The organism is Lentzea sp. NPDC058450, assembly GCF_042721395.1.
In the GTDB taxonomy this organism is placed as follows: Bacteria; Actinomycetota; Actinomycetes; order Mycobacteriales; family Pseudonocardiaceae; genus Lentzea.
The window spans coordinates 197026-215105 of record NZ_JBHXLO010000002.1; the positions used below are offsets into that span (position 1 = coordinate 197026).

13 protein-coding genes are annotated in these 18080 nt (G+C 70.3%); 10 read left to right on the plus strand and 3 right to left on the minus strand.

Features of this window, described 5'->3' with window-relative positions:
* Positions 1–127: 127 nt before the first annotated feature.
* Positions 128–1093 carry an ABC transporter substrate-binding protein gene (locus tag ACFWNN_RS05125; RefSeq protein WP_382438575.1) on the minus strand — a complete coding sequence of 322 codons (966 nt, stop codon included), beginning with the start codon at positions 1091–1093 and terminating at the stop codon, positions 128–130.
* Between the two features lie 164 nt (positions 1094–1257).
* On the opposite strand from ACFWNN_RS05125, the gene ACFWNN_RS05130 reads away from it, so the two are divergent.
* The 6 genes from ACFWNN_RS05130 to araA all read left to right on the plus strand — a co-directional run bounded on the left by ACFWNN_RS05130 (position 1258) and on the right by araA (position 10620).
* A complete protein-coding gene (locus ACFWNN_RS05130; protein WP_382438576.1) occupies positions 1258–3723 on the plus strand; it encodes an alpha-L-arabinofuranosidase C-terminal domain-containing protein in 2466 nt (821 codons plus the stop codon).
* The gene (locus ACFWNN_RS05135) at positions 3720–5153 is read left to right on the plus strand and encodes a family 43 glycosylhydrolase (RefSeq protein ID WP_382438577.1); all 1434 of its coding nucleotides are present in this window, start codon (positions 3720–3722) and stop codon (positions 5151–5153) included. Before ACFWNN_RS05130 ends, ACFWNN_RS05135 begins: the two co-directional genes overlap by 4 nt.
* 108 nt (positions 5154–5261) lie before the next feature.
* Positions 5262–6248: a LacI family DNA-binding transcriptional regulator gene (locus ACFWNN_RS05140; protein WP_382438793.1), complete on the plus strand. Its 987-nt coding sequence runs from the start codon at positions 5262–5264 to the stop codon at positions 6246–6248.
* Positions 6249–6773: 525 nt separating this feature from the next.
* Positions 6774–8447: a ribulokinase gene (araB, locus tag ACFWNN_RS05145; protein WP_382438794.1), complete on the plus strand. Its 1674-nt coding sequence runs from the start codon at positions 6774–6776 to the stop codon at positions 8445–8447.
* The gene (locus ACFWNN_RS05150; RefSeq protein ID WP_382438578.1) at positions 8447–9100 is read left to right on the plus strand and encodes an L-ribulose-5-phosphate 4-epimerase; all 654 of its coding nucleotides are present in this window, start codon (positions 8447–8449) and stop codon (positions 9098–9100) included. The genes araB and ACFWNN_RS05150 overlap by 1 nt, the downstream gene beginning before the upstream one ends.
* 17 nt (positions 9101–9117) lie before the next feature.
* Positions 9118–10620 carry an L-arabinose isomerase gene (gene araA, locus ACFWNN_RS05155; RefSeq protein WP_382438579.1) on the plus strand — a complete coding sequence of 501 codons (1503 nt, stop codon included), beginning with the start codon at positions 9118–9120 and terminating at the stop codon, positions 10618–10620.
* On the opposite strand, the gene ACFWNN_RS05160 is transcribed toward araA, so the two are convergent.
* Entirely contained in the window at positions 10590–11420 is an 831-nt protein-coding gene (locus ACFWNN_RS05160; protein ID WP_382438580.1) for an alpha/beta fold hydrolase, read from the minus strand. The genes araA and ACFWNN_RS05160 overlap by 31 nt on opposite strands.
* 193 nt (positions 11421–11613) lie before the next feature.
* On the opposite strand from ACFWNN_RS05160, the gene ACFWNN_RS05165 reads away from it, so the two are divergent.
* The 3 genes from ACFWNN_RS05165 (at position 11614) to ACFWNN_RS05175 (ending at position 15539) form a co-directional block, all read left to right on the plus strand.
* Positions 11614–12330, plus strand: coding sequence for a hypothetical protein (locus ACFWNN_RS05165; protein WP_382438581.1), 717 nt, complete (start codon positions 11614–11616; stop codon positions 12328–12330).
* A gap of 157 nt (positions 12331–12487) precedes the next feature.
* On the plus strand, positions 12488–14458 hold the full coding sequence (locus ACFWNN_RS05170) for an RICIN domain-containing protein (RefSeq protein ID WP_382438582.1): 1971 nt from the start codon (positions 12488–12490) through the stop codon (positions 14456–14458).
* 52 nt (positions 14459–14510) lie between these two features.
* The gene (locus ACFWNN_RS05175; RefSeq protein ID WP_382438583.1) at positions 14511–15539 is read left to right on the plus strand and encodes a cellulose binding domain-containing protein; all 1029 of its coding nucleotides are present in this window, start codon (positions 14511–14513) and stop codon (positions 15537–15539) included.
* On the opposite strand, the gene ACFWNN_RS05180 is transcribed toward ACFWNN_RS05175, so the two are convergent.
* The gene (locus ACFWNN_RS05180) at positions 15540–16523 is read right to left on the minus strand and encodes a LacI family DNA-binding transcriptional regulator (RefSeq protein ID WP_382438584.1); all 984 of its coding nucleotides are present in this window, start codon (positions 16521–16523) and stop codon (positions 15540–15542) included.
* A 74-nt stretch (positions 16524–16597) separates the two neighbouring features.
* Here ACFWNN_RS05180 and ACFWNN_RS05185 point away from each other — a divergent pair, with 74 nt between their 5' ends.
* Positions 16598–17773, plus strand: a complete 1176-nt coding sequence (locus ACFWNN_RS05185) for an MFS transporter (protein WP_382438585.1) — start codon at positions 16598–16600, stop codon at positions 17771–17773.
* Positions 17774–18080: the final 307 nt, after the last annotated feature.

Below are 18080 nucleotides of genomic sequence, written 5' to 3' on the forward strand. Positions count from 1 at the left end.
TTCAGGACTGGCGGACGCGGGCTGGTGCGCCCGCCAGTCCTGAAGAATCAACTCAGCACCGGTGGGCGCGGCGGCCGGAGGCTGGTGTGCCCACCGGTGCTGAGGCAGTTCGCTTGAAGGAATCGACTCAGTACTGGCGCTTGGGGAGCGCTTCCTTGGCCTGTTCCTGCGTGAACGTGCCCTCCACGGTCACGACCCGCGCCGGCACGTCCTCGCCCGCCACGACCTTCTTCGCGAGCTCCATCAACTGCTTGCCCAGCAACGGGTTGCACTCGACGATGAAGTTGATCTCGCCGTTCGCCAGCGCCTGCATGCCGTCCTTGACGGCGTCCACGGTGATGATCTTGATGTCCTTGCCGGGCACCTTGCCCGCCGCCTTGATCGCCTCGATGGCGCCGAGGCCCATGTCGTCGTTGTGCGCGTACACCACGTCGATCTTCGGCTGGGACTTGAGGAACGCCTCCATGACCTGCTTCCCGCCGGAGCGGGTGAAGTCACCGGACTGCGACGCGACGACCTTGATGTCGGGCTTGGCCGCGATCTTCTCCTCGAAGCCCTTCTTGCGGTCGATCGCGGGTGCCGCGCCCGTGGTTCCCTGCAGTTCCACCACGTTCGTCGGGCCGGAGGCGTTGGCCACCATCCAGTCACCCGCCTTGCGACCCTCCTCGACGAAGTCGGAACCGAGGAACGTCTTGTAGAGCGAGGTGTCGTCGGAGTCGATCGACCGGTCGGTGAGGATCACGGGGATGTTGGCGCGCTTGGCTTCCAGCAGCACGGTGTCCCAGCCGGTCTCGACGACCGGGCTGAACGCGATCACCGACACCTTCTGCTGGATGTAGGAGCGGATCGCCTTGATCTGGTTCTCCTGCTTCTGCTGCGCGTCGGAGAACTTCAGGTCGATCCCGGCGGCCTTGGCCTCGTCCTGGACCGACTTGGTGTTGGCGGTGCGCCAGCCGCTCTCGGCACCCACCTGGGCGAAGCCCATCGTGATGGTGTCACCGGACGAGCCGGTGCTCCCACCGCCTCCCGAACCGCACGCGGTGAGCACGCTCAGCAGGACCACGCTGGCGGCTGTCGTGATCTTCTTCAGCACTGGGGTTCCTCCGGAGTGACGACGGTGTCGCGGAGCTCGACCGCGTGTCCGCGGCTGTCAGGCTGCCAAGAGTGAACGCTCACAACTGCGCCGTCAAGGGGTTGCCCGTAACGAGTACGCAGCCCTATGTTAACGCTCACTTCCGAGCTTGGGAGGGAACCCCTGTGTCCCGCAAGCACGTTCTGCTGAGCGCTGCACTCGCAGCCAGCCTCCTGGTCGCGGTCCCCGGATCCGGCGCGGCCGCCGAGGCCGACTACACGCTCAAGATCGACGCCTCGAAGAAGGGCCCGTCGATCGACGACTCGATGTACGGCGTGTTCTTCGAAGACATCAACCGCGCCGCGGACGGCGGCCTGTACGCCGAGCTGGTGCAGAACCGCTCGTTCGAGTACGACCCTGCTGACAACACGAGCTACCACGGCCTCACGTCGTGGGCCCCGCACAGCGGCACGGTCGACGTCGTCGACGACAGCGGCCGCCTCAACGAGCGCAACCGCCGTTACCTCAAGCTGGGCCTGCCCGCCGGCGTCATCAACTCCGGCTACAACAGCGGGATCGCCGTGCAGAACGGCCAGCGCTACGACTTCTCCGTCTGGGCACGCGCCGACCAGTCCACGCAGGTCACCGCTACGATCACCGACCCCGCCGGAACCGCGCTGGGCGACCCGGTGAAGATCCAGGTGAGCGGTGGCTGGACCCGGTACACCGGAACGATTCGCGCCCGTCAGACCAGCACCACCGGACGGCTCCTGGTGACTGGGGCGGGGTCCGGAACGCTCAGCCTCGACATGATCTCGTTGCTGCCGCAGGACACCTTCAAGGGCCACGGCCTGCGGCGCGACCTGGCCGAGAAGATCGCCGCCCTGAAGCCCGGCTTCGTCCGGTTCCCGGGCGGGTGCCTGGTCAACACCGGCAGCCACTACGGCTACGAGGCGCCGAACTTCGAGCGCCGCCGTTCGTACCAGTGGAAGGACACCATCGGGCCGGTCGAGCAGCGCGCCACGAACTCGAACTTCTGGGGCTACAACCAGTCCTACGGCCTCGGCTACTTCGAGTACTTCCAGTTCTCCGAGGACATCGGCGCCATGCCGTTGCCCGTCGTGCCCGCGCTGGTCACCGGCTGCGGCCAGAACCGTGCCACCAACGACCCCGTGCTGCTGCAACGGCACATCCAGGACACGCTCGACCTGATCGAGTTCGCGAACGGTCCCGCCGACTCCGTCTGGGGTCGCAAGCGCGCGGAAATGGGCCACCCCAAGCCGTTCAAGCTCACGCACGTCGCCGTCGGCAACGAGGAGAACCTGCCCGACGAGTTCATGGCGCGCTTCACGCAGTTCCGCGACGCGATCAACGCGCGCTACCCGGAGATCACCGTCGTCAGCAACTCCGGCCCCGACGACGCGGGCGGCACGTTCGACCGGCTGTGGCAGCTGAACCGGCAGGCCGGCGTGAAGATGATCGACGAGCACTACTACAACAGCCCGAGCTGGTTCCTGGAGAACAACAACCGCTATGACACCTACGACCGCAACGGCCCCAAGGTGTTCCTCGGTGAGTACGCCTCGCAGGACAACAGGTTCCACAACGCGTTGAGCGAGGCGGCGTTCATGACTGGCCTCGAACGCAACGCCGACGTCGTGAAGCTCGCCTCGTACGCGCCGTTGCTGGCCAACGAGGACTACGTCCAGTGGCGCCCGGACATGATCTGGTTCAACAACCACGCGTCATGGGGCTCGGCGAGCTACGAGATGCAGAAGCTCTTCATGACGAACGTGGGCGATCACGTCGTGCCGAGCACCGCGTCCGCCACGCCGTCGACGCAGACGCCCATCACCGGCGCGATCGGGTTGTCGACCTGGGCGACCGCCGCGACCTACGACGATGTGAACGTGACCAACGCGGCCGGGGAGACGCTGTTCAGCGACGACTTCTCCGGCGGCGACTCGCGGTGGACCAAGTCCGGCCGCGGCGCGTGGAACGTCGTCAACGGCGCGTACGTGCAGTCCGACGCGGCCGCCGAGGACACGCTCGTCACGGCGGGGGACCGGACCTGGCGCGACTACACGCTGAACGTCAAGGCGGTGAAGCAGTCCGGGCGCGAGGGCTTCCTCGTCGCGTTCGGCGTGCAGGACACCGGCAACTACTACTGGTGGAACCTCGGCGGCTGGAACAACACCCAGTCGGCGGTCGAGAAGGCGGTCGGTGGCGGCAAGAACACCTTGCTGAGCAACGGAACCCGCATCGACACCGGCCGTGTCTACGACGTGCGGGTCGAGGTGCGCGGACGTCATGTCGCGCTGTACCTCGACGGCCAGAAGTGGGGCGAGTTCACCGACGACAAGGTCGCCGAGCCGTTCCGGCAGGTCGTCACCCGCGACCTCGCGACCGGTGAGCTGATCGTCAAGGTCGTCAACGCCCAGCCCGACGCGGCCCGCACGCGCATCGACCTCGGCGTCCCGGTGGCCTCGACGGCGCGGGCGACCGTGCTGCAGGGCCGTCCCGACGACGTGAACACCGAGTTCACCCAGCCGATCCGTGCTGTCGCGTCGCAGGTCCGCGTGGCGAGCAGTTTCACGCACACGTTCCCGCCCCACTCCGTCACGTTCCTCCGGATCAGGAGCCGCTCGTGATCACCCGACGTTCCCTGCTGGCCTCGGGCGGCGTGCTCGCCGCCGGCACCGCTCTGACCTCCGCCGCGCCTGCTCTCGCTGCCGAGACCGCGGCGGAGCTGCCGACCCGCAACCCTCTCGTCGAGCAGCGTGCTGACCCGTTCATCACGCCGCCGACCGACGGCATGTACTACCTGACCGGATCCGTGCCCGAGTACGACCGGGTGGTGATCCGCGGAGCGTCCACACTGGACGGTCTGGCGGCTGCTCGTGAGCGCACCATCTGGCGGCGCCCTGCCTCGGGTGTCATGGGTGGGTACATCTGGGCGCCGGAGCTGCACCGCATCGACGGCAAGTGGTACGTGTACTTCGCCGCCGGGGACAAGGACGAGCCGTTCCGCATCCGCACCTACGTGCTGGAGTCGCCGCACTCGGACCCGCGTGAGGGCGGATGGGTGCTGCGCGGGCAGATGGTGACGGCGTGGGACACGTTCACACTGGACGCGACGACGTTCGCGCACCGCGGCAAGCGGTACTTCCTGTGGGCGCAGAGCGAGCCCGGCATCGCCACGAACTCGAACCTGTACATCGCGGAGATGGCCTCACCGCTGGCGTTGAAGACCGCGCCGGTGCGGATCGCCGTGCCCACGCTGTCGTGGGAGGTGCAGGGCTTCAAGGTGAACGAGGGTCCGGCGGTGCTGATCCGCAACGGGCGGGTGTTCGTGACGTACTCCGCGAGCGCCACCGACGCGCGGTACTGCATGGGCCTGCTGACCGCGGATGAGAACGCGAACCTGCTGGACGCGCGGTCGTGGACGAAGTCACCTTCGCCGGTGTTCGCCACTTCCGCGGCCACCTCGCAGTACGGGCCGGGGCACAACTCGTTCACCACCGCGGGGTCGTTGGACGTGCTCGTTTATCACGCGCGCGACTATCGCGACATCGTCGGTGATCCGTTGTTCGACCCGAACCGGCACACGCGCGTGCAGCGGTTGCACTGGAATGCCGACGGCACGCCTTCGTTCGGCGTGCCGGTGGGACGGGGCGGGCCGGTGGTGCGGTTGTCGCCGTTGGACGCGCCTTCGCTCGTGCTGCGGCATTACGAGTACCGGTTGCGGGTGGACGGCAACGTCCGTGAGCTCGCGGACTCCCAGTTCCGGTTCGTGCCGGGGTTCCTGGGGGCGGGCACGGTGGCCGTGCAGTCGGTGAACTTCCCCGACCGGTACGTGCGGGTGGACGGGGACGCGTTCCGCATCGACCCGTTCGAGGACACCGACGCCTACGGGCGGGCGGCGAGCTTTGTCCGGGTGCCGGGACTATCGGACAGCGGGGCGGTTTCGCTGCGTGTCGGAACGGACACATATCTCGCTCACGACAATGGCCGGGTGGTGTTGTCGCGTCCCGGGAATGACCGCGACGCGCGACGACGTGCCACATTTCGCCTCGAATGAGTGGACAATGAGCACTGCATCGAAGCCGACCTGGTGTTATCGCTAACATCACCGGCGCAGATCAAGGATCGGAGACCGCTCGTGGAGAAGACCTCGCGTGACCCCGCGATGACCGATGTCGCACGACTCGCCGGGGTGTCGCACCAGACGGTCTCGCGTGTGCTCAACAACCACCCGAACGTCCGCGAACAGACCAGGCTGCGCGTCCAGGCGGCCATCAAGGAGCTCGACTACCGGCCCAACAAGGCAGCGCGTGCGCTCGTCACCGGCAAGTCGCAGCTCATCGGCGTCGTGGCGCAGAATTCGACGCTCTACGGTCCGGCCTCGCTGCTGTCGGCCTTCGAGGAGGCGGCGGGCGCGGCCGGGTTCGCGGTCAGCGTCGGCAGGGTGAAGGTGCTCGACCGCGACTCGATCGCCGCCGCCGTGGAACGGCACCGCGACCAGCGCGTGGCGGGCATCGTCGTGATCGCCCCGAACTCGGGCGCCGCCGACGCCCTGGCCGACGTGCCGGCGGTCGTACCGCTGGTGACCGTCGACGGCGACCCGTCGCGCCCGACCCCGCTGGTGACCGTTGACCAGGCGCTGGGCGCGTTCGAGGCGACGAAACACCTGCTGGCCATGGGCCACGAGACGGTGTGGCACGTCTCCGGCCCCGCCGACTGGTTCGACGCGGCGGGCCGGGTGGAGGGCTGGCGCGCCGCCCTGGACACCACCGGCGCCGAGATGCCGCCGGTCGTGGCGGCGGACTGGAGCGCGGCCTCCGGCTACCGCGCAGGGCAGATGCTCGCGAGGATGCCCGAGGTCACGGCCGTGTTCTGCTCCAACGACCACCTCGCCCTCGGCGTGCTGCGGGCGATGAGCGAGCGCGGCAGGCGGGTCCCGCACGACGTGAGCGTGGTGGGCTTCGACGACGTGCCCGAGGCCGCCTACTTCATCCCGCCGCTGACGACCGTGCGCCCGGACTTCGCCGCGGTGGCGCGGGAGACGCTCGGGCTGCTGCTCGAGCAGGTCAGCGACGGCGAGACCACCCAGCCGAGGCGGACGGTGGCGCCGACGCTGGTGAAGCGCGAGAGCGTGGCGCCGCCGCCGAAGTGACCTGCCGCCGGGGTGGCGGGGCCGCAGCCGGGGGAGATTCGCTGAGGGCGGGTCGCCGACGGTCAGGCTGCCGCATGGCTGCCGGCGCGCGGTTTGTTGCTGGTCGGGGCGGTGTCAGGGTGCGGGCCGCAGCCAAGCGGGCCCGCGGCTGACGGCGGGTTGTGGCTGGGTGAGGGTTCGCGACGGGCTGGTCGCGCGGGATGGCGGGGCTTGGAGCCGGTCGGCCTTGCGAGGCACCCACGGGCGTTGCGTCTTGCGTCGCTCGGAACAGGTGTCGGCCGCGCGTCCTGCCGGTCCGTCCTCCCCGCCTGCGGCTTGTTCACTCGGCCGCCCTCGCCGCGGCCCGTCCTTCCGACCGCCCTTGCTCCGGCCGGTCCTCCCGGCCGCGCGGTGCGCCCCTCAGCGTGGGTCGCGTTGTCGTGCGTTCACGTTTGGCCCATTTCGCGCGCTCCCAACGGAATCACGATGTATCGGGCACATCTTGACTCGTGGAATGTTAGCGATAACACTCAGGTCGTGACTGACATGACGATCGGCCGGGACGCGTGCGTGGTGGGTGTCGACTTCGGCACGCTGTCCGGTCGCGCCGTGGTCGTGCGCGTTCGCGACGGGGCCGAGCTGGGCACCGCTGTCCACGAATACCGGCACGGTGTGGTGGATCGGGTGCTGCCCGCGACGGGCCAGGCGTTGCCGCCGGAGTGGGCGTTGCAGGTGCCGGCCGACTACCTCGACGTCCTGCGGACCGCCGTCCCGCAGGCCGTCGAGGCGGCCGGGATCGGCGCTGACCAGGTGATCGGCATCGGGACCGACTTCACCGCCTGCACGATGGTGCCGGTGACGGAGGACGGCACGCCGTTGTGCGAGTTGCTGGAGTTCGCGGAGGAGCCGCACGCGTACGTGAAGCTGTGGCGTCATCATGCCGCGCAGCCGCAGGCGGATCGGATCAACGCGCTCGCCCGGCAGCGCAAGGAGCCGTGGCTCCCGCGGTACGGCGGGCTCATCTCGTCGGAGTGGGAGTTCGCCAAGGGGTTGCAACTGCTGGAGGAGGCGCCCGACGTCTACGCGGCGACGAGGCACTGGGTCGAGGCCGCCGACTGGATCGTCTGGCAGCTCAGCGGCACGTACACCCGCAACGCCTGCACGGCCGGGTACAAGGGCATCCACCAGGACGGCGGCTACCCGAGCGCGGAGTTCCTCGCGCAGCTCAACCCCGCGTTCGAGCGGTTCGTCGAGGACAAGCTCGACCACCCGCTGTCGGCGTTGGGCGCCAGGGCGGGCACGCTCACGAAGCGGGCCGCGGAGTGGACCGGGCTCAGCGAGGGCATCGCGGTCGCGGTCGGCAACGTCGACGCGCACGTCACGGCACCGGCCGCGCAGGCCGTCGAGCCCGGCCAGATGGTCGCGATCATGGGCACCTCCACGTGCCACGTGATGAGCGGCGCGGAGCTGAGCGAGGTGCCGGGCATGTGCGGCGTCGTCGACGGCGGCATCGTGCCGGGACTCTGGGGGTACGAGGCCGGGCAGAGCGGCGTCGGCGACATCTTCGCGTGGTTCCTGCGCAACCAGGTGCCGCCCGCCTACCACCAGGAAGCCGCAGAACGCGGCGTCGACGTGCACGAACTGCTGACAGAGCTGGCCGCGCACCAGGCCGTCGGCGAGCACGGGCTCGTCGCCCTCGACTGGCACAGCGGCAACAGGTCGGTGCTGGTCGACCACGAGCTGTCCGGGGTGATCGTCGGCCAGACGCTCGCCACCAAGGCCGAGGACGTCTACCGCGCGTTGCTGGAGGCGACGGCGTTCGGCACCCGCGTCATCATCGACACCTTCACGAAGGCGGGCGTCCCGGTCACCGAGCTGGTGATCGCGGGCGGCCTCACCAAGAACGCCCTGCTCATGCAGATCTACGCCGACGTCGTGAACCTGCCGCTGTCGGTGATCGGCTCGGCGCAGGGCCCCGCGCTCGGGTCCGCGATGCACGCCGCCGTAGCCGCCGGTGCGCACGTGAACATCCGGGAAGCCGCCCACGCGATGGGCTCGGTGCACCGGAACGTCCACCGGCCGATCCCGGAGAACGTCGAGGCGTACCAACGGCTCTTCGACGACTACCTCGAGCTGCACGACTACTTCGGCCGCGGTGCCAACGATGTCATGCACCGGCTGCGCGGCTACCGGCGCGCCGCCCTGGAGGGGAAGAGCTGATGTCACCCACGGCAGAGCTGCGCCGCACGGTCGCCGACCTCCACCGCGAGCTGACCCGCTACGAGCTCGTGAGCTGGACCGCCGGCAACGTGTCGGCACGGGTTCCCGGCCACGAGCTGATGGTCATCAAGCCGTCCGGGGTGTCCTACGACGAGCTGGGGCCGCACGCGATGGTCGTGACGGACCTGCACGGCAAGCTCGTCGAGGGCGAGCTGGCGCCGTCCAGTGACACGGCGGCGCACGCGTACGTGTACCGGCACATGCCCGACGTCAACGGCGTCGTGCACACGCATTCTCCTTACGCCACGGCGTGGGCGGCGCGCGGCGAGCCCATCCCGTGCGTGCTCACCATGATCGCGGACGAGTTCGGCGGCGACATCCCCGTCGGCCCGTTCGCGCTGATCGGCGACGACTCGATCGGCAAGGGCATCGTCGACACGCTGAGCACCAGCAGGTCGAAGGCCGTGCTGATGCGCAACCACGGCCCGTTCACCGTCGGGGAGACGGCGGTGAAGGCGGTCAAGGCAGCGGTGCTGCTGGAGGACGTCGCCCGCACCGTCCACTTCGCACTCCAGCTCGGCACGCCCGACGTGATCGACCCGCGGCACGTCGACCGGCTCTACGAGCGCTACCAGAACGTTTACGGCCAGTGAGCCCAGAAGGAGAGCACATGCCGGACAAGCCCCAGATCTGGTTCCTCACCGGCAGCCAGCACCTCTACGGCCCCGAGACGCTCGACCAGGTCGCGGCCCAGTCCCAGCAGATCCGGCGGATGCTCGCCGACTCCGGCCGGGTCAGCGCGGAGATCGTCTGGAAGCCGGTGCTGACCGACTCAGGCGCGATCCGCGCGGTCATGCAGGAGGCGAACGCCGACCCGTCGTGCGTCGGCGTGATCGCGTGGATGCACACGTTCTCACCGGCGAAGATGTGGATCACCGGGCTGGACCTGCTGCGCAAACCGTTGCTGCACCTGCACACGCAGCTCAACGAGGCGCTGCCGTGGTCCAGCATCGACATGGACTTCATGAACCTCAACCAGGCCGCGCACGGCGACCGCGAGTTCGCCTACGTGCAGACGCGGATCGGGGTGGCGCGCAAGACCGTCGCGGGCCACGCGAGCGACCCGGTCGTGGCCGAGCGGATCGACGGCTGGGTGCGCGCGGCCGCGGGGCTCGCCCACCTGCGCGGGCTCCGGCTCGCGCGGTTCGGCGACAACATGCGCGACGTCGCCGTGACCGAGGGCGACAAGGTGGAGGCGGAGCTCAGGTTCGGCGTCTCGGTCAACACCTACGGCGTGAACGACCTGGTGGCCGTGGTCGACGCGGTGCCGGACGCGAGCATCGACCTGCTGGTCGCCGACTACGCCGACGCCTACCGGCTCGGCCCGGAGCTGGCCCGCGGGGGAGAGCGGCACGAGTCGCTGCGCTACGCCGCCCGGATCGAGATCGGCCTGCGGTCCTTTTTGGACGACGGCGGGTTCGGCGCGTTCACCACGAACTTCCAGGACCTCGGCGGGCTGCGGCAGCTGCCGGGCCTCGCCGTGCAACGGCTGATGGCGGACGGCTACGGCTTCGGCGGCGAGGGCGACTGGAAGACGTCCGCGCTGCTCGCGGCCGTGAAGGCGATGGGCACCGGAACGGGCCGCGGCACGTCGTTCATGGAGGACTACACCTACCACTTCGGGCCTGGCACGCCGAAGATCCTCGGCGCGCACATGCTGGAGGTCTGCCCGACGATCGCCGCCGACCAGCCGTCGTGCGAGGTCCACCCGCTGGGCATCGGCGACCGCGAGGACCCCGTGCGGCTGGTGTTCGACGCGGCACCCGGACCCGCCGTGGTGGTCGGCCTCGCCGACATGGGCGACCGCTTCCGCCTGGTGGCCAACGAGGTCACGGTCGTGCCGCCGGACGAGCCGTTGCCGAAGCTGCCGGTCGCGCGGGCCGTGTGGCAGCCCGCGCCGTCGCTCTCGACGTCCGCGGAGTGCTGGCTCACCGCAGGCGGTCCGCACCACACGGTGATGACGCAGGCCCTCGGCGCCGAGGTGCTGCGGGACTTCGCGCAGATGGCCGCCACGGAGCTGGTGCTGATCGACTCCGCGACGACCCCGGCGTCGTTCGCCGACCGCCTGCGCTGGAACTCCGCCTACCACCGCCTGGCGGCGGGAATCAGCTGACGGGCGTGGAACTCGCCGATCTGCCGCCACATCGCGACGGGGTTGGAGTACATCGGGAGCTGCCCGCTGTGGGGGATCTCGGCGAGCTCCACCCCGTTCGCGTCGAGCAGCGGCAGGTAGGACAGACCCGCGCACTGCTCGCCGTAGAGGTACATCCGCGGGCACGGCAAGGCGAGGAACTTCTGCAGCAGGTTGCCGTGGTCGGCGAGTTCGACCATGGAGCGGAACAAAGACGGGATGGCGCCGCGCCGGACCTTGGCCGGGACGTTCGCGGCGTACAACCCGCCGCCGTAGCAAGGGGTCTCGCGGCTGCGTTCGGCGAGCGCGAACACGAACTCGCCGGGGTCGCGGTGGTGCAGCGCCTCCCTGCTCAGCACGCAGTCCTCGGGGGCCAGGATGCCCTTGATGTTCACGAAGCTCAGAACACGGGTCGGTTCGGCGTGGGCGAGCAGGAGCGCGGTGAGCGCGCCGGTCAGGTGCCCGACGACGTGGAACCGGCCGATGCCCGCCCGGTCGAGCAGGGCGCGGGCGGTGTCGGCGAGGAACGGCAGGTCGACCTGCCCGAGGTCCGCGCATTCGGTGGCGCCGGCGCCGGGTGCGTCGTAGGCGAGGAACGAACGCCCGGTGAAGTCGTGCCGCTGGAGGACGTCGAGGTAGTCCTCCTTGCTCGTGCCGAACCCGTGCAGGAAGACGACGGGGGCGTCGGAGCCCTCCCGGCGCAGGACCGACGCGACCCGGAGGTTCACCCCCTGGACGCGCAGCGGGATCTGCTCGTGGACGACTCTGGCGGCCGTTGGCATGGCTGTTCCCCGGTTCTTCGCAGGTGCAGGGACTGCGGAATGAATCGTGAGCATGCCACTCGGTGTGAGCGCTCACAAGTAGTTGAACCTTTCACTTTCCCGGTACGTATCCCGGAATGCCGGCACAAACGTCCCCTAGTCGTGAGGTTCGAACATGTCGAGAGCTCATGCACTACCGCAGCGGAACAAACGGGTGATCCTCGCCGGAATCGCTGTCGCCGCCACGCTGACGGCGGTGACCGCGGCCGTCGCATTCGCCGGCGGGGAGACCGCCACGGGCGCGATCGTGTGTCCGCAGCCGGTCGTGCCGGCGGTGCCGGCCGCCGCGCAGGCCGAGGTGCAACGCGAACTGGCCAACCTCGACAAGCAGATCGCCGAGGCGAACGAGCGGCTGCGCACGTCGGCCGGCGAAGGCGGCCCGAACTTCGTGCAGAACGCGATCCTCGGCCCGTTGGCGAGCAAGCGGGTCGCGGCGCTGAACCGCATCGAGACGGCCATCGGCCGGGTCGCGGTGAAGCCGGAGGGCCTGGAGAGGTTCGCGACCTGCGGACTCGGGCAGGCTCCCACCGTCCCGGCGCCGCCGAGCACCTCGCAGCCGGTCGCCGCGAGCACCCCGGTCGCGGCCCGGGGTGTGATCGAATGCCCGCTTCCCGTGCTGCAGGACGTTCCCGCGGCCGCGCGGTCCGAAGTGGACCGTGAGCTCGCCAACCTCGGCAAGCAGCTCGCCGAGGCGAACGACCGGTTGCGCACGTCGGCCGGTCAGGGCGGGCCGAACTTCGTGCAGAACGCGATCCTCGGTCCGCTGGCGAGCAAGCGGACCGCGGCTCTGGACCGGATCGCGATCTCCATCGGCCGCGTGCAGGCGCGGCCCCAGGGGCTGGAGCGCTTCGCCACCTGTTCGCTGCGGTAACTCTCCTCGGGGTTCGAGCGGGCAGGCCCGTCTCCTCGGAGGCGAGCGTTCCCAGGGGACCTGCCGGGCGGGCGCGCCCCCGTCCGGCAGGACCTTGACTCGTCAGTAGGTTGGCGCTAGATGTTAGCGTGAACATCGCCTGTTCAACGGAGAACCGATGACCAGACTCGTTGCGCTGCTCGCCGTCTCGACGCTCCTGATCTCCACCGCGGCCCCGGCTGTCGCCGCCGCTGAGACCGTCACGGTGAGACCGGATCCGACCTACCAGCAGGAGCCGTTCCAGGGCTGGGGCACGAGCCTGGTGTGGTTCGCCAACGCGACCGGCGGCTACCCGGACGAGATCCGCGACCGGTTGGCGGAGCTGCTGTTCGGCGCGGACGGGCTCGACCTGAACATCGCGCGGTACAACATCGGCGGCGGCAACGCTCCGGACGTGCCGCCGTACCTGCGGGCCGGCGCCGCGGTCCCCGGCTGGTGGAAGGCTCCGGCCGGCACCACGCGCACGGACACCGACTGGTGGCGGCCGGACGACTCCCGCTTCTTCGACGCCGCCGCCGATCCCCGGCAGCGGTGGTGGGTGGACCGGATCAAGCGCGACGTGACGCGGTGGGAGGCGTTCAGCAACTCCCCGCCGTGGTTCCAGACCGTGAGCGGGTACGTCTCCGGTGGCTTCGACCCCAACGCGGACCAGCTGCGGGAGGACCGGATCGGCGACTTCGCCGCCTATCTCGCCCAGGCCTCGGCCGAGCTGGAACGCTCACACGGCATCAGGTTCGCGACGGTCGACCCGTTCAACGAGCCCAACACCCCGTACTGGCGCACGACGCTCGGCGCGGACGGCAACCCGACGGGTGGACGCCAGGAGGGCGCCCACCTCGGTCCCGGCCTGCAGGCGAAGGTGGTGCCCGCGATGGCGGAGGCGTTGCGGGCGCGTCGCGTCGGGGCGGTCGTCTCCGCGCCGGACGAGACCAATCCCGGGCTCTTCGCCGACGACTGGGCGGGCTATCCGGCCTCGGTGCGCGCCCAGGTCAGCCAGTTGAACGTGCACACCTACGGCACGGGCCGCCGGACCTCCGCGCGGGACATCGCCAAGGGCTCGGGCAAGCCGTTGTGGATGAGCGAGGTCGACGGGCACTGGGGGACCGGCCAGAGCTTCACCAGCATGGACCCCGGCCTGGGCATCGCCGAGCGCGTGATCGACGACCTGCGCGAGCTGGAACCGCGCGCCTGGCTGCTGTGGCAGGCCGTCGAGGACTACGACAACATGAAGCCGGGCGCCGAGTCGCCGGACGGGATGAACTGGGGCGTGATCCAGATCCCGTTCGACTGCGGGCCTCAGGACACGCTGGCGACGTGCCCTGCGCGCGTCAACACGAAGTTCCACGCGCTGCGCAACTTCACCCACTACGTGCGGCCCGGTGACCGGCTGATCAAGGTCGACACCACCACCGACGTGGCGGCGGTGCGCGGCGACGAGCTGAAGTCGTTGGTGCACCTGAACAAGAGCACTCAGGCGCAGTCGGTGGTGCTGGACCTGTCGGCGTTCGCGTCGGTGCGGCTGGGGGCGTCCGTCCGTCCTGTCGTGACGGACGAGCACGGCGCTCTGGTGAAGGGTGCCGCTGTGCGCGTGCAGGACCGCAAGGCCACGCTGTCCGTGCCGCCGCGGTCGGTCACGACCTTCGAGGTGAGCGGTGTCGGTGGTGTGGATCCTGCGGCCGCGCTCGGTGGTTCCGCTCGGCTGACCGGGGTGCAGAGCGGCAAGTCCCTGGCGCCGTCGGGCACTTCGCTCGTCCAGCGCACCACCTCGTCGGCGGCGGACCAGGTGTGGCGGGTGGAACGCCGGAGCGGTGGCTACGACAGCCGTGCCCAGTTCTCGATCGTCAACGCCGCCACCGGGCAGCGGATCGCGGCCAGTGGCGGTGACGTCGTGCTGAGTTCGGTGGACGGTCCTGCTGCCAGATGGGTGTTGTCGTCCACAGGGGACGGAACCTGGACGTTCGTCAACGCGCAGAACGGGAGTTTGCTCGACGTGATCGGTGAGTCGCGTGAGGACGGTGCCCGAATCGGGCTGTACCACGCCACTTCGGGGGCGAACCAGCGCTGGTCGGTGTCCGTTGCGCGCGGCTAGCGGGTTACTAGTGGTGGTTCTGCTCGTGGGAGCGTGCACGGCAGAACCACCTGTGTCGGCGCCGGTCGCCACCACGATGCCCAGGAAGCCGCCCACGCTCGTCAACGAGCAGGTGCCCTACGAGGGGGTGCTGCACGTCGTGCGGGACGTGGTCGACGGGCGGACCGTCGAGCTGGCGGACGGCAGGAAGGTGCAGATCGCGCAGCTCGCGGCGCCTGTGGGGTGCTGGGCGGAGGGTGCGCTCGCGTTCGCGCGGACGACCTTGCTGGCGAGCACCGTGCGGATCAGCCCGGTGCGTTCCGGTGATGTCAGGCTGGAGTTGGAGGACGGCACGGACTACGCGGTGCTCGCCGTGCGGCAAGGGGTGCTGCGGGTGGAAGGGGTGGACGGCGGTGGGGTGCCGACCGCCGAACCTGGAGCGTCCACGAACGCTCGGCCGGTGCTGACTGCCGAGTCTGGGCCTGCCGGGAACGCTCGGCCCTTGCTGACCGCCGAATCCGGGGCCGCTGCGACTGTTCGGCCTCTGTCGACCGCCGAATCCGGGGCGGTCGGGAACGCTCGGCAGCTGCTGGTCGCCGAGGCCGAAGCGGCGGCAGCGGGCAGGGGAGTGTGGGGGCCGTCCTGCGACACCTCCACCACCACCCCTGGACCCACCACCCCCGGCGACTCGACCGTCGGCCACCCCACTCCTGGCCGCACCACTTCGGTGGCTCCCGCGCCGACGAGCGCCCGTCCTCCCGCCGTCCCCGCACCGCCCGCGCCGGCCTGCGCGGTGGCCTACCGCGTCACCGGTCAGTGGCCGGGCGGGTTCCAGGCGAATGTGAGCGTGCGCAACACCGGCTCCGTGCCGCTCGACGGCTGGACGTTGCGGTGGAGTTTCGCGAACGGCCAGGCCGTCACCGACATGTGGAACGCGCGGGCACGGCAGTCCGGCGCCGTTGTGAGCGCGCTCAACGCCGACTACAACCCCAGAATCGCTCCCGGTGGCGAGGTGGTGATCGGGTTCAACGGTGCGGTGCGTTCCGGGAACGCCGCTCCCGGCGCGTTCACGCTCAACGGCCAGCCCTGCGCGGTCGGATGATCAGGCGCTCTCCCGCACGACGAGCGAGGACGGGTAGAACGTCGTCCCGGAGGTGTCGCGCCGGTCGAGGACCGAGCGCGCCGCCGCCGTGGCGATCTCCTCCACCGGGTGCGTGCTGGTCGTGAGCGCCGGGCGGCTCAGGCCGGCGAACGCGATGTCGTCGAACCCGGCCACCGCCACGTCGCCCGGCACCCGCACGCCGAGCGAGTTCAGTCCGTCGAGGACGCCCAGCGCGGTCAGGTCGCTCAACGCGAACACGGCGTCGGTGTCGGGCCAGCGCGCCATGATCTCGACGGCCGCCTGGGCGCCGCGCACCGCCGTGAAGTCGCCGACCACGACCCGCGGCTCGGCGCCGCTGTCGTGCAGGACCTTCCGGTACGCCTCGACGGCGCGGTCGCCGCACGGCAGCCACGACGGCCCGGTGACCATCGCGATGCGCTGCCGCCCGGTGCGCACGAGGTGCCGCACGACGCCGTCGGTGCCGGAGCGGTTGTCCACGTCGAACGACGGCACGTGCCGCGCGCCGACCCCGACCGCGGCGACCCGGCCGCGCAGGGACCGGGGCACGGTCTCGAGCGCCGGGCGCGTCGGGTTCACCACGACCAGCCCGCCGAGGCCGCGGCTGTCGGCGAGCCGTGCGAGTGAACCGGGGTCGTTGAGAGGCAGCCAGTGCAGGGACACGCCGACCTCGCGTTCGGCGGCGACGTGCGCGGCGGAGGTGAGTACGCGGCCGACGTACGGGTCGTCGAGCACCGCCGCCGTGTGCCCGATGACGGCGATCGCGAGCCGGGTGCCCGTTCGGGTGACCAACGCGCGGGCGGAGGCGTCCGGGACGTACCCGAGCGCGGTGACCGCCGCGGCGACCCGGTCCCTGGTGTGTTGTGATGCCGGTCCGTGTCCCGTGACGACACGTGAGGCGGTCGCCCGGGACACGCCTGCGGCCCTGGCCACGTCGTCCAGCGTCGCGGTGCGTTCTGCCGTCATCTGAACAGTATTGCGGTGGAAGCGCTTCCATGTGTGGGGTAAGAACTTCAGTATCGAGAAAGGGAGGGACCGGGATGTCGGTCACGGTGCCACGCGGTCAGATCCGAGCCGCCGCGGCGGGGGTCGCGGTCACGTTCGGGCTCAACGGCGTGGCGGTGGCGACGTGGTTCGCCCGAGTCCCCGCCGCCCGTGACGCGCTGGCCCTCACCCCGGCCGCGCTGGGCCTGCTGCTGCTCGCGATGTCCGTGGGCGCCTGCCTGGCGATGCTCACGGCGGGCGAGGTCACCCACCGCCTGCGCCCCCGCCGCACGGTCTCCGTCGCGGCCGTCACCGTCGCATGTGGCCTCGCGCTGGCCGGCGTGGGCATCGGCGCGAGCCCCTCGCCGTGGCTCACCGCCCTCGGCATCTTCACGCTCGGCTACGGCTCGGGCCTGTGCGACGTGGCGATGAACGTGGAGGCCGCCGAGGTCGAACGCGCCCTGGACAAGACGGTGATGCCGCGCTTCCACGCCATGTGGAGCCTCGGCACCGTCGCCGCCGCGGGCCTCGCGTCGTTCGCGGCCTGGGCGGTCCTGCCCGTCACCGCCCACCTCCTCGTGGTGGCACTGGTGGTCGCCGCGGGCACGCTGGTGGCGGCCCGCACGTACCGGTTCGCGGACGCGTCCTCGGACCACGGCGCCGGCAGCGGCGTCATGGCCGCCTGGCGCGAACCCCGCACCCTGCTGATCGGCCTGCTGGTGCTGGTGCTCGCGTTCACCGAGGGCACGGCGAACGACTGGGTCGCGGTGGCGTTCATCGACGGCCACGCGTTCGCCCCGGCGATGGGCGCGGTGGTGTTCGGCGTGTTCGTCACGACGATGACGTTCGGCCGCATCTTCGGCACCATCGCCCTGGACCGCTGGGGCCGGGTGCCGGCGATCCTCGTGTCCATGGTGCTGGCGGCGTCCGGGGTGACGCTGGCAGTGTTCGCCGGGTCGCCCGCGGTCGCCGTCGTCGGCGTCGCGGTGTGGGGTCTGGGGACGGCGCTGGGCTTCCCGGTCGGGATGAGCGCCGCCGCCGATGATCCGGCTCGGGCGGCCGCGCGGGTCAGCGTGGTCGCGGTGATCGGGTACACGGCGTTTCTCGCGGGGCCGCCGTTGGTCGGGTTCCTGGGGAACGAGGTGGGGGTGCTGCGAGGGCTGCTCGTGGTGCCGTTGCTGTTGTTGCCCGCACTGCTGCTCGTGCCGATGTTGAGGCCGGTCAAGGACTGACGCTTGTAACCGCTCGGCCTCGATGAAGGACACCGGCCGCGACCGCTGGCTGGACTACCGGCTCACCCCGGCCCAACTCGCGCCACGGCTGCTGGCACGCCTGCGCGACCTCGACCGCACCGACTGATCAAAGGCTGATCGAACCGCCCCGGCATTCGACGGCATTCGATTCGAACAAGCGTCGAATTCCGGATCGAATCGTCGAATGAATTCACTTCGTTGACGCGTGGCGAACACATTCGTATTCTCGGTTCACGATCGTGGACCCTGTTCAAGAATGTGAATCCTTTCCGAAGGGTATTTCGCC